Source organism: Hymenobacter seoulensis, assembly GCF_054780535.1.
Window position 1 is genome coordinate 492,437 of the sequence record NZ_BAAGWD010000003.1, and the last position, 25,082, is coordinate 517,518.

A 25,082-nucleotide genomic window follows, 5' to 3' on the forward strand; every position below is an offset into this window, starting at 1 on the left:
GGGCTACATGAATACTCGGCCCTAACGCGCCGGTTGCCGGTTTAGTCTTTGTGCCCTAGCCTCGCAAACACCGGAAACTCTACTTTTCGCTCGCCGGGTCCCCACAGCCTAGTCAGTTCATCGGCAATGAGTAGCACAGGGTCCTGTCCGTGCTGTTTTTCATATTTCACTACGCTCGACCACGTGCGCAGGTAGTTCAGAAACCACTCCGCCGACCATTCGCGGTGCACGGCAAACCGGGCTTGCTGCACGCCTGCAAATGGGAACGGCAGGCGGGCGTACGCATCATCAATGTGCCAGCGGTTCTCGTCCCAGTAGGGGCGCATGGTGTCGGCATAAAAGGTACGGAGCAGCGGGTCCAGCTCGGGGCTAATGTGCACGAGGCCGTAGCCCCATTCGGCCACTACCCCTCCGGGGCGCAGCAACCGACTGACTTCCTGATTAAACGCCGGCATATCAAACCAATGCACCGCCTGCGCTACCGTTATGAGGTCGAAATGTTGAGCAGGAAATGGCGTGTGCTCGGCCGGGGATTTTTGGTACGTGATGTTTGCCCGCGTCGGAGCCTGCGCCAATTGCGCCGTACTAATGTCGGTGGCCTCCACGTGCCCAAAGTGCTCAGCCAAGACAACGGCCACCTGCCCATTGCCGGTGGCACAGTCCCAAGCACGGCCGCGGTGTGTTACCTGAGGCAGCAGCCAGGCGTAGAGCTCCGCCGGGTAATTGATGCGGTAGCGGGCGTACAAATCAGCTTGGGATGAGAAACGGTCGAGGGCGGGCATAGCGTATTCGGGAGTTTGTGCGTTTGTTTGCGGTTCTTCGCGGCGTAGCGTCGTATGGGTTTATCGGCGCCGACTACCTAGTCACCGTCACTTACTCACGCCTCTATTATGACCAACGTACTGCAAACGGGCCTGCTGGCCTTCGGGATGTCGGGCCGGATATTTCACGCGCCGTTTCTGGCTACGCACCCGGGCTTTCAGCTGCGGGCCGTGGTAGAGCGCACCCGCAAGCAAGCCGCCGATTTTTACCCGGGCATTATCAGCTACAATAGCGTGCCCGAGCTATTAGCTGATCCGGAGCTGGAGCTGGTCATCATCAACACGCCGAACAATACCCACTTCGAGCTGGCCCGCGCGGCCCTGCAAGCGGGCAAACACGTGCTCATCGAAAAGCCCGTTACCACTACTCTCGCGCAACTCGACGAGCTACTAGCCCTGGCTGCGGAGCAAAACCTGCACGTGCTGGCGTACCACAACCGGCGCTGGGACAGCGACTTTCAACTGGTGCAGTTAGTAGTAGAAAGCGGCCAACTGGGGCGGCTCACAGAGGTGCATTTTCGCTTTGATCGGTACAAGGCGGCACTTAACACGAAGGTATTCAAAGAAGACCCGGAAACGGCGGGCAGCGGCCTTAGCTTCGACCTAGGCCCGCACGTACTCGATCAAGCGCTGAGCTTGTTTGGGCGGCCCGAGGCTTGGCATACAACCCGGGCTAGTAACCGGCCTGGCTCCCGCGTCGATGACTACTTTCATTTTCACCTTACGTACCCCAAGGGCCTGAACGTGTTCGTGACGGGCAGCCTGCTCACAGCCGCGCCCATACCGGCGTACGTGCTGCACGGCACGCTAGGCTCGTTCCAGAAGCAGCGTACCGACGTGCAGGAACCTCAACTCGACCAAGGCATTCTGCCCACCGACGACCAGTATGGCCTGGATGACTCCATTGGAACGCTGACGACGATAAGCAGCCCTGGCGCTAAAACCGTAACGGAAATACCGGCACCGCGCGGCAATTACCCTGGTTTGTTTGAGGCCGTCTACCAAACCCTACGCCACGGCGCCCCCTACCCCATCCGGGCCGAGGAACTGCGGTGGCAGCTGGCAATACTGGAGCAGTAACCGGGCTTAAAACGACAGCGCCACGCTAGAAGTCAGGTTGCCGTACGAGCGGGTGGGTAGGCCGTTGCGGTCCGTCAGGAAATCCTGGCGGCCCTGGAACACGCGCCCCTCCACCCGAAACGCCACGTTGGTAGTAGGCAGGTAATCAAGGTTCAGAGAAGCAGCTTTCACATTGAAATCGGCCTCGCTGCCCAGTGGTGAAGCAGTTCTGATTATGACACCGTGCCGGGCATAGTAGTACTCCAGCCGGCCCGTCGCCGACCATTTTTCGGCCAACCGATAGCGCAAAAAGGCGGCGCCGGCGTGCCAGGTATCGGCTTTGCTGCCACTAACGGCCTGCTCCTGCTTGCCCACATCAAACACCCCGGCTACACTCAGCCGCTGGGTGATGCTGTAGCTGAGGTAGAAATCATGAAAATAGCGGCGGCGCTTGGGCTGGCCTTCGGGCTGCTCGTTGCCTAGGAAAGTGCTGCTATTGACGACCAGCTTATCCGTGGGCTTCCACTGCAGTTGCGTGCCGAGGGCTTTGGCTTGGTTGTTTTCGCGGATATTCTGCCATCCGTTGAGCACTAAGGCGGTAAGAGTCAGCTTGGGGGTAGGCGCATAGGTGAAACGGGCACCGGCCTCGTAGTAGGGCGAGTTTTCGGCCATCAGGGAGCGAGTCAGCGTCCAGTTATCCTTGCTAAGCGCCGACTCAAACCCAATGTGCGAGGCGAAAACGCCCACATCCAGCCAGGCTTTTTGGAATGGACGGAAACCGGCGTAGGCCTCAAACAAGTGTTTCAATACCTGGTCTTCGACCGCATAATTCGCCGAGACGTAGGTGCCCGCGTGTAGCCCTAGCGCGCCGCGCACCTGCCCATTATCATAGCGCACGCCCAACACGGCGTTGTTCACCGTGAATTCATTCTGCCGGTTGTGCGAGTACAGGAAGCTAGGACGTTGGTTGCCCCGTGCGTGCTGTATGTCGTAGCCGTAATAGCCATCTACAAAGCCGTAGGTGGTAAGCGGCCCCGTAGCAGGTGCCTCAGAGGGTGCCATGGCTGGCCTCGCGGCCACAGCAGAGTCGGTTGCCACAGTTACCTGGGCTAGTGCGGCAGAGGCACTTAGCCAGCCCAGGCAGAGCAGCGCAAGAGCTTTCATGCGAAGGGGGCGCCACGCTGTTGTTTTCAAACGCGAGCAGGGCAGAGAACTAGCGGCAACGTAACTGTGCACTAACGGAACGAAATACATGCGGCATCTCGCACGGGAGCTTATCACCGTAGCCAGATTACTTGATATACTGCGCCAGAGCAGCTCGCAACTCCGCCCCTTTGAGGTTGACCGCCACAATTTTGCCAGCAGGGTCAATCAAGTAATTCTGCGGGATGCTACGCACTTGGTAGCTCTTCGCCGCTTCGTTTTCCCAACCGCGCAGGTCCGATAGCTGCGGCCAGGACAATTTATCATCCTGAATGGCCTTTATCCACTTTTCGCGGTCCTTTTCTTTATCGAGCGATACGCCCAGCACCTCAAAGTTGCGCCCCTTGTATTCCTCGTAGGCTTTGGCCACAGAAGGGTTTTCCTCGCGGCAGGGACCACACCAGGAAGCCCAGAAATCAACCAGCACGTATTTGCCGCGGTAATCGTGCAACGACATAGTTTTGCCGTCGGGAGTTTTTTGGGTGAAGTCTGGTGCCTGGGCGCCAATAGCTACGGCTTTCAGCCCTCGTACCAACTCGCCGTATCTTTTGCCCTGAGGCGTGTTCTTCAGCGCGGGGCTCAAGGCCTCATAGAGAGGACCTACGGTGGCGTATTGCGGCACATCCATCATCTTCATGCCCATTAGCGCGTCAAGGCTAACTAGTGTGTTAGGATTGTCCTTAATGAAAGCATAGTGGGCCTGGGCAATCTGCTTGCTGACTGCTTGAAACCTGCCCCTCATCTGTTCCTGGAAAGCGGGGTCTTGGCGTTGCTGCTCCGTGGTCTTCTGAGACTCTGCCCCAATGGCATGCATACTCGCAATGGCAGGTGCTGTGGCGGCAAGTAGCCGCGCATAATCCTTATTAAGCGCCCCACCAGTGAGGGTAGCGTGGGCCAGAGAATCGGGGCTGGTTACAAGCGCGGTGCCGGGTTCCAGGTAGAGGCGGGCACGGTCGCCCAGCGCGCCGAACAAGCTGCCGAACCGGCCGTTGCGGCGCATAATCAGCTCGGCCATAACGGGCGCTTCAACGGTGCCTTTCAGCTCAAAAGCTCCGTTTTTAAGCGTGGCTGAGTCCGTCACGGTCATTCCGCGCACCAGATATACTTTGGCCGGCGCATTTAGCTTACCCAGTTTGCCCTTAATAACGAACGGAGCAGGAGCTTGGGCATTGGCGCACCACGGTGCAAGCAGCAGGAGGCCTAGTAAATACTTTTTCATAGATAGGGAAACGTGGAATAAAGCCGATTAAGTAACAGAAAGCTGAACAGTGCAGGCCTCAGAAGTCAAATAACGGATAATTATGATTTAGTATTATACCTATCTAATAGGTTGAGGTCTATTTTCTCCTGGCTTATCATGTGAAAGCGCTACATCTAACGGCACGCCGTATGGGCAAGCTTGGTTGTCGGATGACTTTTAGTTGATGGCTGCCGTTTTCCTGCAAGCACTGGCGGGTACTTTGCTTTCTGTAGCACGAGCACGCGTGGGAGCGCCTACCGCAAGCTGGTTTTGGCATCACCGGTAATGAAACGCAGCGCATTTGCACGCGTAGGTGGGGTACGTAAAGTAGTTTTTTGGACTCGACAGTACTTAAACATAGCGGACCTAGGGCCTGACCGGTTATTGAAGAGGTTGCGTGGCTCGTCGCACCCAAATCCCTCTATCTTTGTTCCCATTACAATACAGCGGTTCGCTGACCAGAAAGCAAGGTCAGCCATCAATCATTTTAAACAAGCTGCGCCTTGACATTTCACGAATTCAACCTCCACGACGACCTACTGGCCGGCGTGGACGCCATGAACTACCAGAACGCTACCCCCATTCAGGAGCAAGCCATTCCTAAAATACTTGAAGGCAAAGACCTGATTGCCTGCGCTCAAACCGGCACTGGCAAAACGGCCGCCTACCTGTTGCCGCTCCTGGATAAGATTTCGCACGCCAAGCACGGCACCACCTCTACCCTGGTGCTGGTGCCTACCCGTGAGCTGGCCACCCAGATTGATGAGCAGGTCACCGGCTTCGGCTACTTTGTAGAAGCTAGCTCCATTGCCATTTATGGCGGCGGCAAAAGCGAAGGCTGGGAGCAGCAAAAGCGCGCCCTCACCTCCGGCGCCGACATCATCATTGCCACGCCCGGCCGCCTTATTGCCCACATGCAAATGGGCTACGTGAAGTTCGAGGACCTGAAGTACCTAGTGCTCGACGAGGCCGACAAGATGATGGACATGGGTTTCTCCGATGACATCATGAACATTGTGCGCCAGTTGCCCAAGCAGCGCCAGACGCTGCTGTTCTCGGCCACCATGCCCAACAAAATCCGGGAGTTTTCGCAGCAGATCCTGAATCAGCCCGAGGAAATCCGGCTGGCCGTTTCGAAGCCCGCAGCCGGCATCGACCAGCAGTTCTACCTGGCCTTCGACCGCCAGAAGATTTACTTGCTCGAGCACATCATCAAAACGCAGGATGTGCAGAGCATGGTGCTGTTTACGAGCCAGAAAGCAGCTGTGGGAGGTATCGTGCGGGCTATCAACAAGCTTGGCATTGAGGCCCGCGGTATCAGCTCCGACCGCACCCAGGAGGAGCGTGAGGAAATCATGCGGGCCTTCAAAAACAAGCAATTCCCCATTCTGGTAGCCACCGACGTACTGAGCCGCGGCATCGACATCGACTCGTTGAGCCACGTGGTAAACTACGATATTCCGCGTGCTGCCGAAGACTACGTTCACCGCATTGGCCGCACGGCCCGCGCCGCTACCAAAGGCACAGCCATCACCTTCATTTCGGACCAGGACCAGGACCGCGTGGTGAAGATTGAGAAGCTGATTGAGCGCGAAATTGAGAAGAAGAACATTACCGAAGAGCTAGGCATTGGCGAGGCCCCGGAGTTTGACCCCAAGCGCTTCAGTGGCCTGCGCGGCAAAGTGGGCGGCCGCCCTGAGCGTGGTGGCAGCCGCTCCGGCGGCGGTAGTGGTGGCCGCGACCGTGGCCCACGCAGCGAAGGCGGCGGACGCTCTGGCGGCCCCCGCGACGGCAAAGGCCCGCGCCCCGACCGTGGCGACGGCAAGCCCGATGCCCAGCAGCAGGAGCGAATTGCCAAAGCCCAGGCCGCACTGGCAGCACTAGATTCGGGCCAGGCGCCAGCCCAGCCCTATCAGCGCCCCGCTCGCGAGGCGGGCGCAGAAGGCAGTGAAAGCCGCCCGCGCCGTGAGCCCCGCGCCCCGCGCCCGGAAGGTGAAGCCCGCCCGCCCCGCGAACCCCGTGCGCCCCGCTCCGAAGGTGAGGCAGGCACAGAGCCCCGCGCGGAAGGCGAAAAGGCCGAAGGGCAGCGCCGCCGCAAGCGGGGTGGCCGCAACCGCAACGGCCGCGGCCCACGCCCGGAAGGCGGCACTGCCCCTTCCGACGCTACGGTTTCGAGCCCGGTAGCACCTAGCGCTGAGTAAGCGAAAACCACACAAAAAAGCCCCCGCTGCGGAAGTAGCGGGGGCTTTTTCATTAGATGACTGGGAGAATTTTAAGCGTCGCTCTTTCCCCAAATGAATAACCAACGCACGGCTTTGTACACGCCTACTGCTACGTAGCCTAAAGGCCCTAGCCGGGTTTTGGGCCGCAACTCGATGGTTAGGGTAGCGTAGCTGGTTAGGTGCTGCAGCCGCTGCAACTGCCCGGTAAACTGGTCTATTTCGGTGTTGAGTCGTTGCAGCTCTTTTTCCACGGCCACGGCCTCCGTAACGTTGGCCGCTTTCGCTAACAACTCGAGGTAGCGCTGCCGAGCCTTTTGCGCATTCTCAAGTCGGATTTGATAGTCGGTGTATTCCTCCGTCACATCTTGCCCGCGCAGGTTCTGGCTTTCCACTTTCCCAATGCCGGGCAGGGCCTGCAATACCACCGGCAACCGCTCAGCCGGCACCCGCAGCTGCATCCGTTCTTCACTGGTCTGGACCAGGTAGCCTTGCTCCCGCACTACCAAGCGCCTTACGCGGGCCTGGGCGGTATCGGGGCGCGTTACCCGCAGGCGCACGTCGGCATCGTACACCATGCGCCTTGGGGCTGCGGGTTGCGGCGCCTGTTGCTCCGGCAGCTCGGCAGCAGTGGAGTTGGGGGAGCTTTTGGCGGCACCTGTTACTACTACTTCGGAGAGAGAACCGGATGCGGAAGCATGTGGAGCTGAGGCGGTACAGCTCGTTAGCCACCCTAGCAATATTATTCCCTTCAGGACGCGCCTGCTGCTACCTGGTAGCAATACATATCGGTAGTAATTCATTTCTCGCTTGCGTCAGCTTGGGATAGTGTCAGGACTACAGCGAAACTAACCCGCTTTCTTTTGCGCGTTGAATATAGGCTAAGTGCTATGACTCAAGCGCATTCTGGACAGTTGCAACGACCTGTTTTTTCTAGTGATACTAGGTCTGCCGTTTGCTGGAAGTGTGCGAGCGTGCTTTCCAGCATAGGCATCTAAAGCAAAACACCTCCCTTACAGCGTAAAGGAGGTGTTTATGGGCAAAAGCTCTAGCAAGGTTACTTCACCATCACTAGGCGTTGGATATGTACTTTGCCAGCAAGTCGCAACTGGCAGGTGTAGATGCCGCTAGCTAGCTTGGCACCATCCAACGTGAGCGAATACTCGCGGCCCCGCTCGGCTGAGCCATCATACAGCGTAGCAACTAGCTGGCCCAGGAAATTGTAGACCTGCACTTGAGCCGGAGCTGTTGTGGCCGACTGGAAGCGAATAGTGGTGCTGGTGGTGAATGGGTTCGGGAACGCGCCAAACTCGGGCTCGAGCACCGTTTTGTTGGCAGCCAAGTTTGCACTCTGAGCAGTAGAGCGGGCAGCCACGGCGGCGCAGCTTCCTAGGTTATCGTGGTGGTCGGGGCTTCTTAAGTGGCTGTCTACGGCGCTGGCATCAACGCACAGCTCTTGCCCATTGTGGCAGAGCAGCACCTTGTCGTTTTTGTTGCCGCAACGAGCTTCCAGCACCGTTAGTGTAAGGCGGGCGGTAGCAGTGCAGCCGTATTCGTTGGTAGCGGTTACTTCAAGCTGGAACGTGCCGGGAGTGGTGGCCGTGAAAACGGGGCTAGCAGCCGTGGTGCTACTTAGGCCGGCCACCGGGCTCCACTGGTAGCTGGTGCCGCCGGTGGCCGTGAGCGTAAGGCGCTGCGGACCATAGCCCAGATACAAGGTAGTGGGCACACCGCCCGTGTACACCGTGTTCTCGGGTGTTGCGGTAATGGCGGCCGAGGCCAGTGCCCCTTCTACGTGCACTACCGCTGTTGCCTTGGCCTCGTTGCCGCTGGCATCGCGCACCGTTAGCGTTACGGTATTATCGCCCAGGTTGTCGCAGGTGAAGGTGCTCGGTGACACGATCATGGCATGAATACCGCAGTTATCAGAGGAGCCATTATTGATGCTGGCCGCCGTAATGGTGGCCCGGCCCTGCACTAACGTAACCGAGATATTCTGCGCAATGGCGGTTGGCCCCTGTTCATCTTTTACCGTTACGGTTGCTTGCGCCGTGGCCGTATTGCCGTTGTTGTCCGTCACGGTCAGCACTACCGTATTGGCCCCTAGGTTTGTGCAGTCGAAAGTGGTTTGGCTGGCTTTCACGGAGGCTATTCCGTAGGCATCATTGCTGCCGTTATCGAGGTCGGCAGCTGTAATAGTGGTGTGGCCTTGGGCATCGAGTAGCACGGTGAGGTCGCGGGCCAGGGCAACGGGCGGCACTTTGTCTTCCACGGTATACGACCACAGGTCACCTAGGGCCACTACTCCGTTCGTGTTGCTATCAACGCGCCAGTAATACTGCCCCAAGGCACTGGTGCCAGGAATTGTAAAGGAAGTTGCCGTAAGCGAAGTAGCCTGTACACGCAAGTCATGAGGCGAAGTGCCGAGCAGCAGGTTGTAGCTAGGAGCCGAGCCCGACCACTGCATCGTTACGTTTTCGGGGTTCACTCCGGCCTGCCCGCTGGCCGGTGCTACCACCGTAGCCTTAGCCGTGGCGGTGCTGGTGCGGTTGATGTACCAGCGCTGACACAAAAAGCCGTTCTGGTCCCACAAAGCCAGTTGCGTACCGGGCGTGGTAGAAGCTGCGGGCACCTCAATTACCCGGTTTCCCGTCAGGGAAGTCAGTAAGTAAGCCCCGTCAGCCGTGCGCTCAATCTTGAACTTCTGACAGTTGTTGTTGAGGTAGGGCCAGAGGTGCAGCTTGGTACCATTGCCGGGGTTGCAGTTGATAACATCGGCGGCCAACCCTCCCTGCGCATTCGTAATCTTATAGGTACCATCGCCGAGGGGGGTGAAGTCCCACTGTTGGCACGTCATGTTGTTGTACTGACCTTGGGCAATGGCTTGGCCCGCCGCGCCGGTGCAGCCCCAGGCATCCCACGAGAGGCCGCTGTTTTGGTTGGTAATGCTGTAGCGCCCGGCGGCTACCCAGTCGCGGGTCACAAAGGGCCAGCCATCCGTGGTGCTGATGCCCATATTGGCAATATCCAGCTTGGGGTTGCCATTGTCGTTGCGGTCGTAATAGTGCAACGAAACGAAGTTGGCGCCGTTTTCCCGCAACAGACCAAAGTGCCCAGGGCCTACGTATTTGCCGGAGCTCGACAAAATGCGCGTACCGCCACCACTACGCAAGTCTACACCGGCCTTGTCTATATACGGACCGTTGATGTTAGTTGAGCGGCCCATTACGAGGAAATACGTGCTGTTCACACCTTGGCAGCAGGCGCCACGGTTAACTACCATGTAATAGTAGTTGCCCTCTTTAAAGAGGTAAGGCGCCTCCCACGAGGCTCGGTTGCCGCCGGCTACGTGCACTATAGGAGCAGCCGCTTTCCGCAGGCCGGTGGCAGGGTCGAGTTCAACAATACCAATACCGCCCGAAAACGAGCCGTAGGTCATGTACACTTTGCCATCATCGTCCTTCAGGAGCGCCGGGTCGATGGCATTGATGTCGGTTTGAGTGGCGGATGAAACCACCATGCCTAGGTCCGTCCACTTGTAGTTGGGGGAGTTTTGGTCGAGCGTAGGGCTAGTAGCCACTCCAATAGCTGAGCGGGGCGAGCCGAAGGCAGAGCAGGAATAGTAGAGGTAGTACTTCCCGTTCATGTACGTCAGATCGGGGGCCCAAAACGTACCATCGAAGCCGGGCACTGCCTGGTTAATCCAGGAAGGCCACGTGCCGATAGGGAAAACCGTTTTGGGTCCCGGCTCCCAATGAAACATATCGGTTGAGTAAGCCGCGTAGATGCCCGCTCCGGTAGTGAACATCCAATATTTGTTGCCGTCTTTGGTGATGGTAGATGGATCGTGCGAGCCAATGGCACCGTCGAGGGCATAAACCGGCGCTAGAGAGCCGCATAGCACTAGCGTAAACAACACAAGCCGGGCCAATGCCTGATGTATCTGGTTGGGCCAAAATCGAATGAGTACTGTGTGTTTCATAAAATGGTGGGATTTAAGAAAGGTCACACACAATCGATTGTGCAGATATCATTACGATGCATCACAATCGATTGTGTATACTAGAACAGGAAAGAGGTGATGATGGGATTAAACAATGTGCTGGGGACACTTGCGCGTTTAACACGAACCACGGATAGTGCTAAAGGCACTAAAAGGTACTGACTTGCATCGGAAACAGACAAACTAATCTTTCTTTTTGCTACAAAATATTTCTGCACAGCGCTACGGCTCTGCTTTATTAGGTGTCTAACCAAAAGGGGCTTCAGCTAGCAATAGCTGAAGCCCCCTATATACGGCTCCGGTACCTCCCCTTATATTTCCGCGTAACTCCCCTCCATAATCAGTTCCCGATTGATAAAGGCACCGGCTTTTGCACCACCAGCAACGCTATTAGCCACTTGCCGCATGGGAGTAGTGGCGTCGCCAGCGGCAAATACTCCTGGCACACTCGTCTGACCGAACTCCGATACTTCGATGTGCCCGGTTTCGGTTAGAACGCAGCCTAGTGACACGGCCAGATTACTAGCCAAGTGCGTAGGAAAGCGAGCAAACAACGCATCTATTTCATGGTGCTGTCCATCGGCCGTACGAAGTTCTTGCAAGTAGCCAGCTGCATGCGCTATTGCTGCTATTGGGGTTTCTACTACGGACACTTGATACCTGGCCAACACCTGTTGCACATCAGGCGTAAAGGCGGCAGGTCCGTTAGTAAACAAAGTCAAGTGGCGGCTCCAATTTCGGATCAGCGTTACCAACTCGATGGCCGTTTCGTCATTGGCCAGCAACCCCAGCCGTTGCCCTCGTACCTCATACCCGTGGCAATACGGACAGTGTAGCACCGAAATGCCCCAACACGCCGCTAGCCCCGGAATAGCGGGCAACTCATCTACTACCCCCGTAGCCAGCAGCAACTTCCTTGTCTTCACCACTAAGCCGCTGGCGGTTTCTACCTGAAAGCCCCCTAGCTCGGCCCTGGCCTGCACTACTGTATCGGTTTGCAGGCATACGGTGGGGTAGTGTGCTAGCTGCTCGCGTGCAATGGCCGCCAGGGTGGCGGGCGTTTCTCCGTCGCGCGTGAGAAAGCCGTGCGAATGCGGCGTTTGGCGGTTGCAGGGTTGGTTATTGTCCAGCACCAGCACCTGCCGCATGGAGCGCCCGAGCAGTAGGGCAGCACTTAACCCAGCATAGCTCCCTCCTACAATCACTACATCAACCTGATTCATGACGATTTATATTATATGCAACAACGTTGCAAACATACTCATTCGCACGAAAAACCCAGCCTAAGCTGGGTTTCCCGGTTTCCAAGGCTGCTTGTAAAACTGGTTCCTACTAAGTAGTAGGGTTGCTCAGGGCTGCAGTACGCTCTATCAGCAACTCTTTTGCCGCTATGACAGCATTACCTACAAGCTTTCTTTCGGCCACAATGAGCTCCAGCTTTTCAACCGGATAGTTGCGAAACGTTGTTTTAAACTTATCAATTTCCTGACGCCTAGCCTGTTTCGCTTTCTCTGAATTTGGATCTAAGGCCACTAAGCTTAGCAGCCACTTATTCACACGTCTTTGGTAGAGCAAATAGTAAGCTAGCAAAAACAGTAAAGCGACCGGTTGTATTGATATGCTGGTCTCATTACGATTAACACTTACATACAATTTCATTGGTAGGTAGTTGATTACCCGTACCAGCCACAGGAGCAGTAGCACTAGCACTACGTACTTGAAATATCGGCTTTTGATTTGAAATAACCCGAAAGCGATGAGCAACAGAACCAGCCCGGCATAGAATGGAGTGGCTTCTATAATTATAGACTTGAATAAAACTGAGTATATGGTATATAGGCTAATTATTGCCAGTACCACAAGTGGCAGGATCGCCGGATTGATCCTCCTCATATAGCTTATCCAAAATCCCATCGTGTTACAGTACCTGCCCTAGCCCAAAAAGCAGCGTGAACACCAAAGTGGTCAGGGCCATTTGCTTCAGTAAGGGGTCGAGTTGCATGGACTCCTGGCGTTGCCACACCTGGGTGGCGTTGCGCACAAGCAGCGGGGCCGAGAGCAGAAACAGCCACTGCCAGGGCGAATGATAGGTGAAGGCCACAAACAGCACCGCGCAGCCAAAGCCCCAGATCAGGAGCAGCCAGTGGTAGCGCCGGGCCTTCACAGCGCCCAGCCGCACCGGAATAGTAATTTTACCAGCCAGCTTATCCGAGCGGATGTCGCGGATATTATTCACGTTGAGCACTGCCGTGGCAAAACAGCCGAGGGCGGCGGCAGGCAGTAGCATTACAATAGGCAACGTGCGCGCCTGCAGAAAGTACGTTCCGCACACGCCTACTATCCCAAAGAAGATGAACACCGACATATCCCCTAGCCCGGCGTAGCCATACGGGTTGGAACCAGCCGTGTAGTTAATGGCGGCCCAGATGGCGCACAAGCCTAGCACAAAAAACGAGGCAAAGATCCAGGCGCCGGCGGTGCCTAGGGCTACCCAGAGCAGCAACAGTCCGCTCAGCAACGACAACGCGCCAAATACCAGCATGCCCTTTTTCATTTGCTGAGGCGAGATAGCGCCGCTCTGCACAGCCCGCTGGGGCCCTTCGCGGTGCACACTGTCGGCGCCATTCTGAGAGTCGCCGTAGTCGTTGGCAAGGTTGCTCAGAATCTGGAGCAGAATGGTGGTAAGGGCCGCTAAGCCCACCACTGAAGCCCGGAAATGGCCCGTGCTGGCCGCCAAAAAACCACCAGCCATAATACTAGCCAACGCCAGCGGCAACGTACGGGGCCGAAACGCCGAAAGCCAGGCTTTAGCCGTACTGGGAGGGGTAGCAGGGCCAGCGGAAGAAGATGCCATAGGGGTAAACTAAAGTAAAATTTATTCGATGCGGGTGAGCGAACCCGCCCGCATCGGCGGTTTGGGCGCGAGGGCTGCCTAGTAAACGAGCCGAAGCTCGGCTAGCTTTGCTAGGCATCAACTACAGCCAGAAGCACCCGTGGTCTAGCTGCTGGCTTGCGTATCAATGGCGGCGATTTGGGCGGCAGTGAGCTCCGAAAAGTGCCCTACTACCAAATCAGCGTGGCTGAGGTCCTGCATAGGTGAATGCTCGCTGTTGTACCCAATGCAATACAGCCCAGCAGCTTTGGCGGCCGTCACACCGTTCGAGGAATCTTCAATAACCAAGCACTCCGCATTAGGAGCAGTGGAGAGCGAGGCCGCGTGCACAAAAATGGCCGGATCGGGTTTGGACTTGGGAAAATCTTCGCCGCTGACCAGATGCGAAAAGAAAGAACCCAACTGAAAGCGGTTCATCACCCGGTCGATGGTCGATTTGGAAGCCGAGGACGCCAGAATAAGCTGCACGCCATGTTGGTGCAGGTTTTCAATCAGCGCTCCTACCCCACCGAGCAGCTCTAGATCGGGTTTTTCATCAAAGGCCCTATTGAAAAACTCTCGCTTGCTCATTACCAGGCTTTCTACCTGAGGTGTGAGGCTGTGCTTTTCTTTTAGATGCTGATAGACATTTTTGGTGGAGCGGCCGGTAAACTCGGCGTATTCCGCATCGGAAACCGAAATGCCTAGCTCCTCGAAATGCCGGTAGTAGGCATAGCGGTGCACGGGCTCGGTGTCAACGATAACCCCATCCATATCAAAAATAACAGTGCGTATCATGCAGATGCGTGGTGAATTCGGGGCGAAGGTAGAAAAACCTGTTGCGCGCCGGGGCACAAAAAAACGGCCTGTGCTTTCTGCTAGCCCTAGGCAGCACAGAAAGCACAGGCCGCCGCCTATCCTGAGGTCCTTACCTAGCGCAGAATAGCCGTTACCAACTCCTCGCTCATGGGCTTTACTTTGGAAGGGTAAAAGGCTACCACATGGCCCTGCTCATCTACCAAGTATTTGCAGAAGTTCCAGCTCGGCGCATCTCCTACCGCACCGTTTTTTGCCTTATCTGCCAAGAACTTGTAGAGCGGCGCTGTGTCATCGCCCTTCACCGATACTTTGGAAAACAGCGGAAACGTCACGCCGTAGTTTTTCTCGCAGAACGCGGCAATCTGGGCTTCGGTGCCGGGCTCCTGCCCACCGAAGTTATTGGCCGGGAAGCCCAGCACCGTCACTTTGTCGCCGTGCTTCTGGTAGAGTTCCTCTAGCTCTTTGTACTGCGGGGTGTAGCCGCACTCCGAGGCCGTGTTCACGATGAGCAGCTTTTTGCCTTTGTACTGGCTCAGTTTCACGTCTTTGCCGTCAATGCTTTTCACGGTGAAGTCGTATACGGTGCCGGCGGCGGTGGGAGCAGTCGTTTCGGTGGTCATGGCGGGAGTAGAAGAGGATGAAGTGAAGTTGCAGGAGAAACCGGCAGCAGCCAGCGCACTCAGCAGAACAAAAGCTTTCATGTGGGAAGAGGTTGAGGGAAATGTCAGAGACAAACCACGGCGTATACGCAATGTTCTGGCCGGATGGCTTTGACCCACTATGCTACCTAGTAAACGTGGTGCTTCCGCTAGGCAACAGGCAGATGTGGCGTAGGCTATAATCTGAAAAGTTGTTTTGATTTTCCTGACTGTCCTGCAGAGCATGTGACGAAGCATCTCGCTCGGCTGACGTTGCCAAAGAAACCGTCATGCTGAGCCTAGTCGAAGCATCTCTACCGCTGTCTAACTCCTTTGCTTACTCACGGTAGAGATGCTTCGGCAAGAACAGCAGGATAGTTACTTTTTACTAGGTTCGACCTAGGTGGTGCGCGGGGTCAGCCACTTTTCCAGAGCAATGGGCTGGTACGCCAGCATCTCATCGAGCAGGCCATGGGGGTTGGGGTTGCTCAGGAGTTGGTTGCGGTTTTCGCGGCGCAGCAGGCCTTCGTCGGCCATATGGTCGAGGGCGCGGAGCAGGTGGTTGTAGTAGCCCTCTACGTTGAGCACGCCAATGGGCTTGCGGTGCAGACCGAGCTGGCCCCAGGTGAGCACCTCAAACAGCTCCTCTAGGGTACCATAGCCGCCGGGCATGGCCACGAACCCTTCCGCGAGGTCGGCCATCATCAGCTTGCGCTCGTGCATGCTTTTCACAATGTGCAGTTGCGTGAGGCCGGTATGGGCTAGCTCCTTATCAGCCAGAAAGTCAGGGATGACGCCAATGGCATTGCCGCCATGCTGTAGTACGCTGTCGGCAATGGCGCCCATCAGGCCCACGCGGCCGCCGCCGTACACCAGCGTAAAGTTCCGCTCAGCCAGCGCCTGGCCCATGGCCTGGGCTTGTTGGGTAAATTGTTCGTTGGTGCCGCTGCTGGCACCGCAATACACGGCTACACTTTTCATAAGCTGCTGCGCAAAACTCGGTTTTGCGCCTGATTTGATGACAAAAGAAAAAACAGCAGCAACGCCATTTTGTGGCATTGCTGCTGTGAAATTCGACTAGGGACTGTCGCGCGAGCAAGTAGCTCATGCGGCAGCTTACATCCGCTCCGGCACCTGAATGCCCAGCAAGCCCATGCTGGTTTTAATGGCTTGCGCGGTTTGCGCTGAAAGCGCCACCCGGAACGCTTTTTTGGTTGGGTCAGCTTCGCGGAAGATTTCTACCTCGGTGTACACCCGGTTGTAAGCTTTGGCCAGGTCGTAGGCGTATTGCGCTACAATGGCCGGCGAGTGGGTCCGGGCGGCTTCGGTTACTACCTCGGGGTAGCGCGCCAACTCCTGCACCAGCTCACGCTCGGTGTTGTGCAGCGCCGTGAGGCTAGTAAGCGCAGCGGTTTCGCTGATACCTAGCTCCGCCGCTTTCCGACGAATGGCCGAAATACGAGCATGCGAGTACTGAATGAACGGTCCGGTATGGCCTTCCAGGCTCACCGATTCTTCGGGGTTGAAGAGCATCCGCTTCTTGGGGTCCACTTTCAGTAGGTAATACTTTAGGGCGCCTAGGCCCAGCATGTGGTACAGCTCCGCGGCTTGCTCATCAGTGAGGCCTTCAGTTTTGCCTTTTTCGAGGGTAGCAGCTTTGGCGGCTTCCACTACTTCGCGTACCAGTTCGTCGGCGTCCACTACGGTGCCTTCGCGGCTTTTCATCTTGCCCGAGGGCAGATCAACCATGCCGTAGCTGAGGTGATAGATGGCATCGGCGTAGGACTTGCCCAGCTTTTTGAGCACCGCCTTCAGCACCTGCATGTGGTAGTTCTGCTCGTCGGCAATAACGTACACCGAGAGGTCGTAGTGGAAGTCCTGGAACTTCAGCTCGGCCGTGCCCAAGTCCTGGGTGATGTACACGCTGGTGCCGTCGGCGCGGAGCAGGAGCTTTTCGTCGAGGCCTTCTTCCTTGAGGTCAACCCACACTGAGCCGTCTTCTTTCTTGAAGAACACGCCCTTCTGCAGGCCTTCCTCTACCCGCTCCTTGCCCAGCAAATACGTCCCCGACTCGTAGTAATACTTATCGAAATCGACGCCGATGTTCTGGTAGGTGGCATCGAAGCCTTCGTACACCCAGCCGTTCATCTGCTTCCAAAGGTTTACTACCTCTTCATCGTTGGCTTCCCAGGCGCGGAGCATATCCTGCGCTTCCAGCATCATGGGGGCCTGGCGCTTGGCTACATCGGGCAGTACGCCTTCGGCTTCGAGCTGCTTTACCTGCTCGCGGTAGTGCTTTTCAAACAGCACGTAGTATTTGCCCGCCAGGTGGTCGCCTTTGATGCCCGCGCTCTGGGGCGTTTCGCCGTGGCCGTACTGCTGGTAGGCCAGCATCGACTTACAGATGTGAATACCCCGGTCGTTGACGAGGTTAGCCTTGGTAACGGTAGCGCCAGTTGCTTTCAGGATTTCGGCCACCGAGTACCCTAGGAAGTTGTTGCGCAGGTGGCCCAGGTGCAGGGGCTTGTTGGTGTTGGGCGAAGAATATTCCACCACCACATTCTGAGGGCCGCCGGTTTCCACGGGCGTGCCGGCCGGCGTCTGGCGCAGCTGCTCAAACACCTCCAGCCAGGCGCTGTCGGCAATTTCCAGGTTCAGGAAGCCCTTCACCACGTTGTAGCCGGCTACCAGCGGCTCATTGGCCACCAGCCACTCCCCTACGGCCTGCCCAATTTGCTCGGGGCCTTTGCCTAGGGTTTTGGTGAACGGAAACGTAACGAGCGTAAACTGCCCCGCAAACTCCTTGCGCGTAGGCTGCAACGTGAGCTGAGGCGAGGCTACCTCGACGTCGAATACATGTTTGATGGCGGCGCCCAGGGCCGCCTTGAGGGTTTGTTCTAGTTGTTGCACAGAAAGCGAAACGCTTAAAAGAAGCCCAGCAGGACTTCCGGAAGATGAATAGTTATGGAGCGAAAAACGGATGCAGCGTAAACTACGGGCTAGCCTGTTTGCCATGCGCTACCCTAGGTAGCAGATGCGGCACGGGCGTTGCCCTAGCTTACGCTAGAGTCGTCGTTGATTTCGGGTCCAAACAATCGGCTTCATAGGGAGTTAACGCGGCTGCCACCCTAGGCCGCCGCTGGTGCAAAGGTAGAAAGCCCGACCGGATGCCTCCGAAAAAATTACCATGCTAGCGAGTTTCCTGGTTCTGAGCCGATTGCCTACTAGGCAAAAAGACGGCGCAAAGCCCAACCCGCACCCTGTTACCTGCGTGTATAGCGCCAACTTGTATCTTGCGCCCCCCGCATGAACGTCCATCTACAACAAATCCTCGACAACCCCGTGGCCGCGCTGGCTATTGTGGGTAACCTCATCATCATTGAAAGTCTGCTCTCCGTGGATAACGCGGCGGTGCTGGCCACTATGGTTTCCGACTTACCGAAAGAGCAGCGCCACAAGGCGTTACGTTACGGCATCATCGGGGCCTATGTGTTCCGGGGGCTGTGTATTCTGTTTGCTTCTTTCCTGATTAAGTTCTGGTACCTAAAGCCCCTGGGCGGCCTGTACCTGTTCTATCTGGCCTACGACCACTTCACTAGCAAGCACGGCAACTCCGAGGACGATGACCTTGACAAAGAGAAAAGCTGGCTTTACCGCAGCACGCTGGGGTTACTAGGTCCGTTTTGGGCCACAGTGGCGCTTATTGAATTGATGGACTTAGCGTTTTCCATCGACAACGTGTTTGCTGTAGTGGCCTTCACTGATAACCTGATTCTGATTTGCCTGGGTGTGTTTATCGGGATTCTGGCTATGCGGCTCGTGGCCCAGGCCTTTGTGCTGCTCATGGGCAAATACCCGTTTCTGGAAACGGCAGCCTTTATCGTCATTGGTATTCTGGGCCTCAAGCTGCTGCTCTCGTTGTTTGAGCATTTCCAGCCAAATCATCCGTTTAGCCACTTCCTGGCCAGCGAAGCCGCCGATGCTGGCCTCACCGTGCTGACCGTGGCCGTATTCGCCCTGCCCATTCTCTCGTCGTGGCTTTTCGGAGTGCCTTACCAGCACCGCAGTAGATAATTTACTAGGTCATCGACAACGCCAAAGCCCCGCCGACCAGATGCTTCTAAAAAGCAACCTAATCGGCGGGGCTTTGGCGTTGTCGATGACCTAGTAATCAATGAACATGAGGCCTACCTCACCTTCCGCAGTAGCATCTCAACACGCTTGGAGTTGCCGCGCGTCAGTACTGGATAAGCTACATCGGAGAGGTACAGCAACCGGCCCCCGTCACTGATGCGGGCCTGCACTACGTAGGTATTATTCGGCCGAATCTGGGCCGTATCGTAGCGCAGAGCAAACGCAATGGGTACTTGCCGGCCGTTGGGCCTAATCGTGACAGAGTCGATAATAGTAGCAGCTACATCCTGCAAAGAGGCATCTTGCAGCTGCACACGTACCACCGCTGTCGGCGACAGGGCTATCCGCTCCCGGTACGTTACGGTGCCCGTAACGGAATCTTTCACCACTACCGGCACCGTGCTGGCTCCGGCGTTGCCCGGCGAGGAAGGGGTAGCAGTACAGGAAGCCAGCAGGGCCACCAGGCCCAGGCCAGAAAGCAAACGGGTTATCATCATAACAAGAGCTAGCGGATACAAACGCAACGAAAGTGCACGAATGTATCCGCTTTTTCCAGTTTGTCAAGCTTCTGATGGGCTCCGTTTAGCGGCTTACTACCTCTTCCATGCGCAGACGATTCTGAATCGCATCAGTAGCCGCTTCCAGAATATCGAAGGCGTTGGTGGCCATGGTGTTTTCGTTGTCGAGGGTAGGGTTGATTTCCACCATCTCAAAGCACACCACTCGCTCATTATCAAGCAGCGCGCGGCATAGGCTAATGGCTTCTTCCACGTTCAGGCCATCGACCACGGGCGTGCCGGTGCCTTTCGAGAAGCGCGAATCCAGCGAGTCCACGTCGAACGACACATATACCATGTCGCAGAAGCGCAGCCGCTCAAAAATTTCGCGGGCTACCTGCCGGGTGCCTTTGGCCTTCACCTCGTCTAGCTTGTAGTTTTTAATGCCCAGGCGCTCAATAATGGCATCTTCTTCGTGCTCCGTATCGCGCACTACCACATACACGAGGTGGTCGCCGGTGATTTTGGGGCCGGGCTCGCCCAGGTTTTGGAGCTTGCGCCAGAAAAATTCAGTTTCGGGCTCCACATGGTTGCGCTGGCACTCGCGGTTATCGTCGCCGAGGCTGATGGCAATAGGCATGCCGTGCATGTTGCCCGAGGGGGTAGTGTACGGCGAGTGAATGTCGGCGTGGGCATCTACCCACACCACGCCTAGCGTTTTGTGGGGGTAGGCCGCCTTAATGCCGGCAATGGTAGCCGAGGCGTTGCTATGGTCGCCGGCTAACACCAGCGGAAACTCGCCAAAGCGGAGCGTTTGCTCTACGGCGCTGGCAATGCCTTTCTGCACCGTATAAATAGAATCGATGTGCTTGGCTTTAGGAAAATGATTTTTCTCGAAGAGCACATGGTTCAGGTCCGGCACGCTAACCGAGTTGAACCGGCGAAAGTAGTCGCAGCCTTTATTCAGGCAGGCTACCTTCAGGGCATCTACGCCCAGGCTGGCGCCACGGGTTCCGGCCCCAATTTCGGAGCGGACTTCCAGAAGCTTAATGCGTCGCATATTACATTGGCATATAAGAGGTTAAGTGGTTTAGATGCTTGCCGATTGAGTGGCTAAACCACCACTCAGGCTTGACGCGCGCGGGCCTTCCGGCGCAACCAACGAACAAAGCACAACCAAAACCCCCGCGAGGGGGTATCTTTGCGGGTCCTAAGTTCGGAAAAAGCTGTCGGGTTTAGAAATCCTGTAAGCTGAACATTACACTAGCTGCCCAGCTTTCTTTCATTAGGCTGAGTGGCGCGGTTGCATCACTTCAAAAATCTCCTCAGAACCTCCATTAATGGATACTTATCACGACCTGATTTCGCAAACCTTCGACTTCCCGACCGATGAGTTTCGCGTGGAACAGAACGAATTGCGCTTTCACGATATCGACCTGATGGCGCTAGTGGAAAAGCACGGCACGCCCCTGCGCCTTACCTACCTGCCCAAAATCTCGTCCCAGATTCAGCGGGCCAAAGAGTGGTTCCGGGTGGGTATTGAGCAAACCGGTTATCAGGGCAAATATTCGTACGCCTACTGCACCAAGGCCTCGCACTTCAGCTTTGTGGTAGAAGAGGCGCTCAAAAACAACGTGCACATCGAAACCTCGTCCTGGTTTGATACCAACATCATCCGGGCCATGCACGCCAAAGGCAAGGTCACGAAGGACACCTATGTAATTTGCAACGGCTTCAAAACCGAGGAATATAAGCGCGAAATCACCGCCCTCATCAACGACGGCTTCGTGAATTGCATGCCCATCCTCGACTCGCCAAACGAGGTAGATTACTACCACGACAACGTGCGCGAAAAGTGCAACGTGGGCATGCGTCTGGCTTCCGATGAAGAGCCACGCTTCCAGTTTTACACCTCGCGCTTGGGTATTCGCTACACTGATGCGCTGCCCTTGTATGAGCAAAAGATCAAGAATGATCCGCGCTTTGAGCTCACGATGCTGCACTACTTCATCAATACAGGCATCAAGGATACGTCGTACTACTGGTCGGAGCTGAGCCGGTTTGTGCACAAATATTGCGAGTTGCGCAAGGTGTGCCCTACCCTTACCACCATTGACATTGGCGGCGGCTTGCCCATCCAGACCAGCATTCAGAAGGAGTACGACTACCCCTATATGATTGCCGAAGTGCTGCGTTCCATCAAGCGTATTTGCGGCGAGGAAAACGTACCGGAGCCCGATATCTTTACGGAGTTCGGCATTTTCACCGTGGGCGAGTCGGGCGCTACTATCTACAGCATCCTGGACGAGAAGCTTCAGAACGACAAGGAGTTGTGGTACATGATTGACGGCTCGTTTATCACGAACCTGCCTGATACGTGGGCCCTGAACCAGCGCTTTATCATGCTGGCCCTCAATGGCTGGAACAAGCAGTACAAGAAGCTCCAGCTTGGGGGCCTCACCTGCGACTCGCAGGACTACTACAACGCCGAGAAGCACATTTATCAGGTGTTTCTGCCAGAGCGCAAGCCAACAGACGCTAAGCCGCTGTACGTGGGCTTTTTCCACACAGGCGCTTACCAGGAAAGCCTCTCGGGCTACGGCGGCATCAAGCACTGCCTGATTCCGGCTCCTAAAATGGTGATTCTGGACCGCGCCGAAGATGGTACCCTCACGGACCGCGTATTCGCCGAGGAGCAGAAAGGCGAAGCCATGATGCAGATTCTGGGCTACTAATTGCAATGCTGGGCAAGTTTCCTCAACGGAAACTTGCCCGTTTTGTGGGCCCTAGCCAGCTACTTAGCTAACTAAATGTCAGGCTGGTTGCACCTCGTTGTGCGTTCCTCTACCTTTACCCTTCAACTTTTAACTGCGGGCGCGTCCCATACTTTACTTCATTACTGCTCATGAAAAAACTGCTACTCTTTGCTGGCTTGGCTACCCTCGGCTTAGGCTCCTGCAACAAAAAATCACAGTGCCCGGCCTACTCCAGCACAAAAGATGCCTCGCGCGTTTCGTCGACCATCACGGCTCAGCACGGTACTAGCACGGAGCGCCAGTAACAACCTGAAAACACAACCGCTCTGGTTGTCGCCTAGGCACTCTACTTAGCTAAAGCCTTTTTCCTTGCGGAAGAAGGCTTTTTGCATTTATCCAATTTCTATATTTTTTCTTCTGGCTAAACAATTTTGAGAAGTTGGAATCGTTATTGCTTCTAAGTGGTTAATAAGAAACTGGTTACCTGCCACTTGTAAAAACATTTTTTTGAACTTTGCTATGAAAAAAATATTCATACTCGGAGTTGTTGCGCTGTTTGGCACCGCATCCTGCAAAACACAGTGCCCAGCGTATTCGGCTACAAAGCCGGCCACCCAGGTTGCGGCTCCAGCCATGGCTAGTACGGTGGTAGCTGCTGACCAGCAGTAAGCGCATCAACCAGCCAGCCTGAAAAGCCAGCGCCGCCCCTAACATAGGGCGGCGCTGGCTTTTGATGTTTATACTTGAGTAGGCTTAGCTGCTTTGCAGAATAAACGCCGTAGCGGCGGGCAAATCAGGGAGGTGAAGATTGAAGCTACTTGGCTCATCGGGCCCCACCAGAATGCCCCGGACGCCGGCTTTCTGACCCGCCTGCATATCCCGCAACCGGTCGCCTATCATCCAGCACTGGCTTGGGTCAAGTTGGAAGCGGGCTATGGCTTTCTCTAGCATCAGTGAATCGGGTTTCCGCAGCAACGACTCGGATACGCTAGGATGCCCCGGCGCGAAATAGAAGGCATCAATGAGGTTGCCAGCGGCTTGCTGCAGTTTGGCGTGGCAGGCTTGAACGTGCTCGGGCGTGTACAGGCCTTTGGCAATGCCGGCCTGGTTAGTAACTACAATGAGGTAGTAGCCGGCTTGCTTGAGGCGAGCTAGGCTTTCGGGCACGCCCTCCAGCACCACAAATTTCTCCGGCTCCCACACATACTCGCCTATCTCGGCGTTCAGCACACCGTCGCGGTCCAGGAATACGGCTTTGTTGGCTGAAAATGGGTTGGCTGAAACCATAAGGGTAGTAACGGACGTGAAAGAGACGGCAAAGGTAGCTCCCGCATCTGGAGTGAGCCTCCTACCGACTTGAGTAGGAAAGCGAAGCTAGTGAGCGGCTATTTCCAGTTGCTGTGCTCTACCTTTGCTGCTAGCACCTTTTCCTTTGTCACTTTCTCTAACCCCTCCGAAATGGCCATTGCTATTCTGGGCGGCGGCATCTCGGGCCTCACCTTGGCCTGGTACCTGCAGCGCGCCGGCGTCGACTACGACCTGTTTGAAGCGGCACCCCGCCCGGGTGGCAACATCCGCACCGAGCAGAACGGCAAGTATCTGCTGGAAACCGGCCCCAACTCTTTGCAGCTTTCGGAGGAGCTACGCGAGTTACTAGATGGCCTGGGGCTAACAAGTCAGATGCAGGAGGCTGCAGCCGTAAGCCAGAACCGCTATGTGCTCCGCGACGGGAAATACCAGAAGCTACCTGCTTCCCCGCCGGGCCTGCTCACTAGCGGATTTTTCAGCCTGAAAGGGCGGTTTAACCTGCTGCGGGAGCTAGTACGCCCTCCCCTGCCCGCCGACCCGACGGAAACGCTGGCACATTTTTTCGGCCGGCGGTTTGGCCCTGAAGTGGTAGACTATGCCCTGAACCCGTTCATCTCCGGCATTTATGCCGGCGACCCGGAGCAGTTGCTGGTGCACAAAACGTTTCCCCAACTCGTGGCCATGGAGCAGCAGCACGGCTCCGTATTGCGGGGCCTGATGAAAAGCAAAAGTGCGGCCGGTGGGCGCCGCCGAATTTTTACGCTGCAACACGGCCTCCAAACCCTGACCGATACGCTGGCCAGTAAACTACGGCGGGCCCATTTTGGCCAAACTGTTACACACCTGCACCACCGCACCGATGATGATGGCCGCTGGGAAGTAGAAACTACCGCTGGCCCGGCCCCGCGCCTCTACCAGCAGATTGTGCTGGCCTTGCCGGCCTTCGCTGCCGCCCCCCTGCTGCAAGCGCAATTTCCGGAAGCCGCGGCAGCCTTTGCGCAGGTTAGCTACCCGGCCATGGCAGCCATCTACTCCGCTTATAACCAGGCCGACGTAACGCATCCGCTCGACGGATTTGGGGCGTTAAACCCTAAAGCAGAAAACCCTTACGCCGCCGGCAGCATCTGGACCAGTTCTATCTTCCCCGGTCGAGCGCCCGCAGGCCAGGTGCTGTTTACCACGTTTGTAGGAGGCAGCCAGTACCAGGAGCAGGCCAGCCAGTCAGAAGGTGAGCAAAAAGCAGCTGTGCATCAGGAGCTAAGCCGTTTCTATGGTATTAGGGCAGGCGCGGCACCGGTGTGGCAGTACCGCTATTACTGGGAGCGCGCCATTCCGCAGTTTGATGCCCGAATTGTACCCGCGCATGCGGCTGCCGATGCCCTGACTAGTAAAGGGCTATATATTGCGGCCAACTGGCGCGCTGGCGTTGGTGTGCCCGATTGTGTGCGCCAGGCCCGCCAGCTGGCCGCCACCTTAGCCAGTCGCTAGGCCTTTCTCAGAGGCAAACCGTTAC

General features: G+C 56.3%; 22 protein-coding genes. 6 read left to right on the forward strand and 16 right to left on the reverse strand.

All coding sequences use genetic code 11. The features are described from left to right. Window positions 1–41: 41 nt before the first annotated feature. Window positions 42–782 (reverse strand): class I SAM-dependent methyltransferase, encoded by a 741-nt coding sequence (locus ACYVHC_RS15765; RefSeq protein WP_460614741.1) that lies wholly within the window; start codon window positions 780–782, stop codon window positions 42–44. Between the two features lie 108 nt (window positions 783–890). Between ACYVHC_RS15765 and ACYVHC_RS15770 the strand changes: the two genes are divergently transcribed. After that, window positions 891–1,901 carry an oxidoreductase gene (locus tag ACYVHC_RS15770; protein WP_460614742.1) on the forward strand — a complete coding sequence of 337 codons (1,011 nt, stop codon included), beginning with the start codon at window positions 891–893 and terminating at the stop codon, window positions 1,899–1,901. A 6-nt stretch (window positions 1,902–1,907) separates the two neighbouring features. Here ACYVHC_RS15770 and ACYVHC_RS15775 read toward each other — a convergent pair whose 3' ends face one another. Together ACYVHC_RS15775 and ACYVHC_RS15780 are read right to left on the reverse strand one after the other, a co-directional pair. After that, on the reverse strand, window positions 1,908–3,044 hold the full coding sequence (locus tag ACYVHC_RS15775) for a porin (protein ID WP_460614743.1): 1,137 nt from the start codon (window positions 3,042–3,044) through the stop codon (window positions 1,908–1,910). Between the two features lie 127 nt (window positions 3,045–3,171). Further along, window positions 3,172–4,302 carry a redoxin domain-containing protein gene (locus tag ACYVHC_RS15780; RefSeq protein WP_460614744.1) on the reverse strand — a complete coding sequence of 377 codons (1,131 nt, stop codon included), beginning with the start codon at window positions 4,300–4,302 and terminating at the stop codon, window positions 3,172–3,174. A gap of 578 nt (window positions 4,303–4,880) precedes the next feature. Here ACYVHC_RS15780 and ACYVHC_RS15785 point away from each other — a divergent pair. Further along, window positions 4,881–6,524 carry a DEAD/DEAH box helicase gene (locus ACYVHC_RS15785; protein ID WP_460614775.1) on the forward strand — a complete coding sequence of 548 codons (1,644 nt, stop codon included), beginning with the start codon at window positions 4,881–4,883 and terminating at the stop codon, window positions 6,522–6,524. 71 nt (window positions 6,525–6,595) lie between these two features. On the opposite strand, the gene ACYVHC_RS15790 is transcribed toward ACYVHC_RS15785, so the two are convergent. From ACYVHC_RS15790 to argS, 9 genes are all read right to left on the reverse strand, one after another. Then, the gene (locus ACYVHC_RS15790; protein ID WP_460614745.1) at window positions 6,596–7,345 is read right to left on the reverse strand and encodes a DUF4349 domain-containing protein; all 750 of its coding nucleotides are present in this window, start codon (window positions 7,343–7,345) and stop codon (window positions 6,596–6,598) included. A 254-nt stretch (window positions 7,346–7,599) separates the two neighbouring features. Beyond that, window positions 7,600–10,524 carry a family 43 glycosylhydrolase gene (locus ACYVHC_RS15795; RefSeq protein WP_460614746.1) on the reverse strand — a complete coding sequence of 975 codons (2,925 nt, stop codon included), beginning with the start codon at window positions 10,522–10,524 and terminating at the stop codon, window positions 7,600–7,602. A gap of 332 nt (window positions 10,525–10,856) precedes the next feature. After that, on the reverse strand, window positions 10,857–11,768 hold the full coding sequence (locus ACYVHC_RS15800) for an NAD(P)/FAD-dependent oxidoreductase (RefSeq protein ID WP_460614747.1): 912 nt from the start codon (window positions 11,766–11,768) through the stop codon (window positions 10,857–10,859). Between the two features lie 109 nt (window positions 11,769–11,877). Further along, entirely contained in the window at window positions 11,878–12,204 is a 327-nt protein-coding gene (locus ACYVHC_RS15805) for a hypothetical protein (protein WP_460614748.1), read from the reverse strand. 259 nt (window positions 12,205–12,463) lie between these two features. Next, entirely contained in the window at window positions 12,464–13,399 is a 936-nt protein-coding gene (locus ACYVHC_RS15810) for a 1,4-dihydroxy-2-naphthoate polyprenyltransferase (RefSeq protein ID WP_460614749.1), read from the reverse strand. A 144-nt stretch (window positions 13,400–13,543) separates the two neighbouring features. Further along, a complete protein-coding gene (locus ACYVHC_RS15815; protein ID WP_460614750.1) occupies window positions 13,544–14,215 on the reverse strand; it encodes an HAD family hydrolase in 672 nt (223 codons plus the stop codon). A gap of 134 nt (window positions 14,216–14,349) precedes the next feature. Continuing rightward, window positions 14,350–14,937, reverse strand: coding sequence for a glutathione peroxidase (locus tag ACYVHC_RS15820; RefSeq protein ID WP_460614751.1), 588 nt, complete (start codon window positions 14,935–14,937; stop codon window positions 14,350–14,352). Window positions 14,938–15,273: 336 nt separating this feature from the next. Next, window positions 15,274–15,855 (reverse strand): LOG family protein, encoded by a 582-nt coding sequence (locus tag ACYVHC_RS15825; protein WP_460614752.1) that lies wholly within the window; start codon window positions 15,853–15,855, stop codon window positions 15,274–15,276. Window positions 15,856–15,990: 135 nt separating this feature from the next. Continuing rightward, window positions 15,991–17,784, reverse strand: a complete 1,794-nt coding sequence (gene argS, locus ACYVHC_RS15830) for an arginine--tRNA ligase (protein WP_460614753.1) — start codon at window positions 17,782–17,784, stop codon at window positions 15,991–15,993. A gap of 396 nt (window positions 17,785–18,180) precedes the next feature. Here argS and ACYVHC_RS15835 point away from each other — a divergent pair, with 396 nt between their 5' ends. Then, the gene (locus ACYVHC_RS15835; RefSeq protein ID WP_460614754.1) at window positions 18,181–18,948 is read left to right on the forward strand and encodes a TerC family protein; all 768 of its coding nucleotides are present in this window, start codon (window positions 18,181–18,183) and stop codon (window positions 18,946–18,948) included. A gap of 113 nt (window positions 18,949–19,061) precedes the next feature. On the opposite strand, the gene ACYVHC_RS15840 is transcribed toward ACYVHC_RS15835, so the two are convergent. Beyond that, window positions 19,062–19,505: a YbaY family lipoprotein gene (locus tag ACYVHC_RS15840; RefSeq protein ID WP_460614755.1), complete on the reverse strand. Its 444-nt coding sequence runs from the start codon at window positions 19,503–19,505 to the stop codon at window positions 19,062–19,064. 85 nt (window positions 19,506–19,590) lie between these two features. Next, window positions 19,591–20,565: an arginase gene (locus tag ACYVHC_RS15845; RefSeq protein ID WP_460614756.1), complete on the reverse strand. Its 975-nt coding sequence runs from the start codon at window positions 20,563–20,565 to the stop codon at window positions 19,591–19,593. A gap of 280 nt (window positions 20,566–20,845) precedes the next feature. Here ACYVHC_RS15845 and ACYVHC_RS15850 point away from each other — a divergent pair, with 280 nt between their 5' ends. Both ACYVHC_RS15850 and ACYVHC_RS15855 read left to right on the forward strand, forming a co-directional pair. Next, entirely contained in the window at window positions 20,846–22,240 is a 1,395-nt protein-coding gene (locus tag ACYVHC_RS15850; protein WP_460614757.1) for a type III PLP-dependent enzyme domain-containing protein, read from the forward strand. 170 nt (window positions 22,241–22,410) lie between these two features. Then, window positions 22,411–22,566, forward strand: a complete 156-nt coding sequence (locus ACYVHC_RS15855; RefSeq protein WP_460614758.1) for a hypothetical protein — start codon at window positions 22,411–22,413, stop codon at window positions 22,564–22,566. A gap of 87 nt (window positions 22,567–22,653) precedes the next feature. Here the strand turns inward: ACYVHC_RS15855 and ACYVHC_RS15860 are convergent, their stop codons facing one another. Further along, complete coding sequence (locus ACYVHC_RS15860; protein WP_460614759.1) at window positions 22,654–22,896, reverse strand: hypothetical protein; 243 nt, start codon at window positions 22,894–22,896, stop codon at window positions 22,654–22,656. A 118-nt stretch (window positions 22,897–23,014) separates the two neighbouring features. Continuing rightward, window positions 23,015–23,548, reverse strand: a complete 534-nt coding sequence (locus tag ACYVHC_RS15865) for a D-glycero-alpha-D-manno-heptose-1,7-bisphosphate 7-phosphatase (RefSeq protein WP_460614760.1) — start codon at window positions 23,546–23,548, stop codon at window positions 23,015–23,017. 171 nt (window positions 23,549–23,719) lie between these two features. On the opposite strand from ACYVHC_RS15865, the gene hemG reads away from it, so the two are divergent. After that, window positions 23,720–25,057, forward strand: coding sequence for a protoporphyrinogen oxidase (gene hemG / locus ACYVHC_RS15870; RefSeq protein ID WP_460614761.1), 1,338 nt, complete (start codon window positions 23,720–23,722; stop codon window positions 25,055–25,057). Window positions 25,058–25,082 lie beyond the last annotated feature (25 nt).

Bases quoted from the DNA above. Each gene is read 5' to 3' on its own strand.
- ACYVHC_RS15765 (WP_460614741.1), bottom strand. From the start codon at position 782: ATGCCCGCCCTCGACCGTTTCTCATCCCAAGCTGATTTGTACGCCCGC.
- ACYVHC_RS15770 (WP_460614742.1), top strand. From the start codon at position 891: ATGACCAACGTACTGCAAACGGGCCTGCTGGCCTTCGGGATGTCGGGC.
- ACYVHC_RS15775 (WP_460614743.1), bottom strand. From the start codon at position 3,044: ATGAAAGCTCTTGCGCTGCTCTGCCTGGGCTGGCTAAGTGCCTCTGCC.
- ACYVHC_RS15780 (WP_460614744.1), bottom strand. From the start codon at position 4,302: ATGAAAAAGTATTTACTAGGCCTCCTGCTGCTTGCACCGTGGTGCGCC.
- ACYVHC_RS15785 (WP_460614775.1), top strand. From the start codon at position 4,881: ATGAACTACCAGAACGCTACCCCCATTCAGGAGCAAGCCATTCCTAAA.
- ACYVHC_RS15790 (WP_460614745.1), bottom strand. From the start codon at position 7,345: ATGAATTACTACCGATATGTATTGCTACCAGGTAGCAGCAGGCGCGTC.
- ACYVHC_RS15795 (WP_460614746.1), bottom strand. From the start codon at position 10,524: ATGAAACACACAGTACTCATTCGATTTTGGCCCAACCAGATACATCAG.
- ACYVHC_RS15800 (WP_460614747.1), bottom strand. From the start codon at position 11,768: ATGAATCAGGTTGATGTAGTGATTGTAGGAGGGAGCTATGCTGGGTTA.
- ACYVHC_RS15805 (WP_460614748.1), bottom strand. From the start codon at position 12,204: ATGAAATTGTATGTAAGTGTTAATCGTAATGAGACCAGCATATCAATA.
- ACYVHC_RS15810 (WP_460614749.1), bottom strand. From the start codon at position 13,399: ATGGCATCTTCTTCCGCTGGCCCTGCTACCCCTCCCAGTACGGCTAAA.
- ACYVHC_RS15815 (WP_460614750.1), bottom strand. From the start codon at position 14,215: ATGATACGCACTGTTATTTTTGATATGGATGGGGTTATCGTTGACACC.
- ACYVHC_RS15820 (WP_460614751.1), bottom strand. From the start codon at position 14,937: ATGAAAGCTTTTGTTCTGCTGAGTGCGCTGGCTGCTGCCGGTTTCTCC.
- ACYVHC_RS15825 (WP_460614752.1), bottom strand. From the start codon at position 15,855: ATGAAAAGTGTAGCCGTGTATTGCGGTGCCAGCAGCGGCACCAACGAA.
- ACYVHC_RS15835 (WP_460614754.1), top strand. From the start codon at position 18,181: ATGAACGTCCATCTACAACAAATCCTCGACAACCCCGTGGCCGCGCTG.
- ACYVHC_RS15840 (WP_460614755.1), bottom strand. From the start codon at position 19,505: ATGATGATAACCCGTTTGCTTTCTGGCCTGGGCCTGGTGGCCCTGCTG.
- ACYVHC_RS15845 (WP_460614756.1), bottom strand. From the start codon at position 20,565: ATGCGACGCATTAAGCTTCTGGAAGTCCGCTCCGAAATTGGGGCCGGA.
- ACYVHC_RS15850 (WP_460614757.1), top strand. From the start codon at position 20,846: ATGGATACTTATCACGACCTGATTTCGCAAACCTTCGACTTCCCGACC.
- ACYVHC_RS15855 (WP_460614758.1), top strand. From the start codon at position 22,411: ATGAAAAAACTGCTACTCTTTGCTGGCTTGGCTACCCTCGGCTTAGGC.
- ACYVHC_RS15860 (WP_460614759.1), bottom strand. From the start codon at position 22,896: ATGGCTGGAGCCGCAACCTGGGTGGCCGGCTTTGTAGCCGAATACGCT.
- ACYVHC_RS15865 (WP_460614760.1), bottom strand. From the start codon at position 23,548: ATGGTTTCAGCCAACCCATTTTCAGCCAACAAAGCCGTATTCCTGGAC.
- hemG (WP_460614761.1), top strand. From the start codon at position 23,720: ATGGCCATTGCTATTCTGGGCGGCGGCATCTCGGGCCTCACCTTGGCC.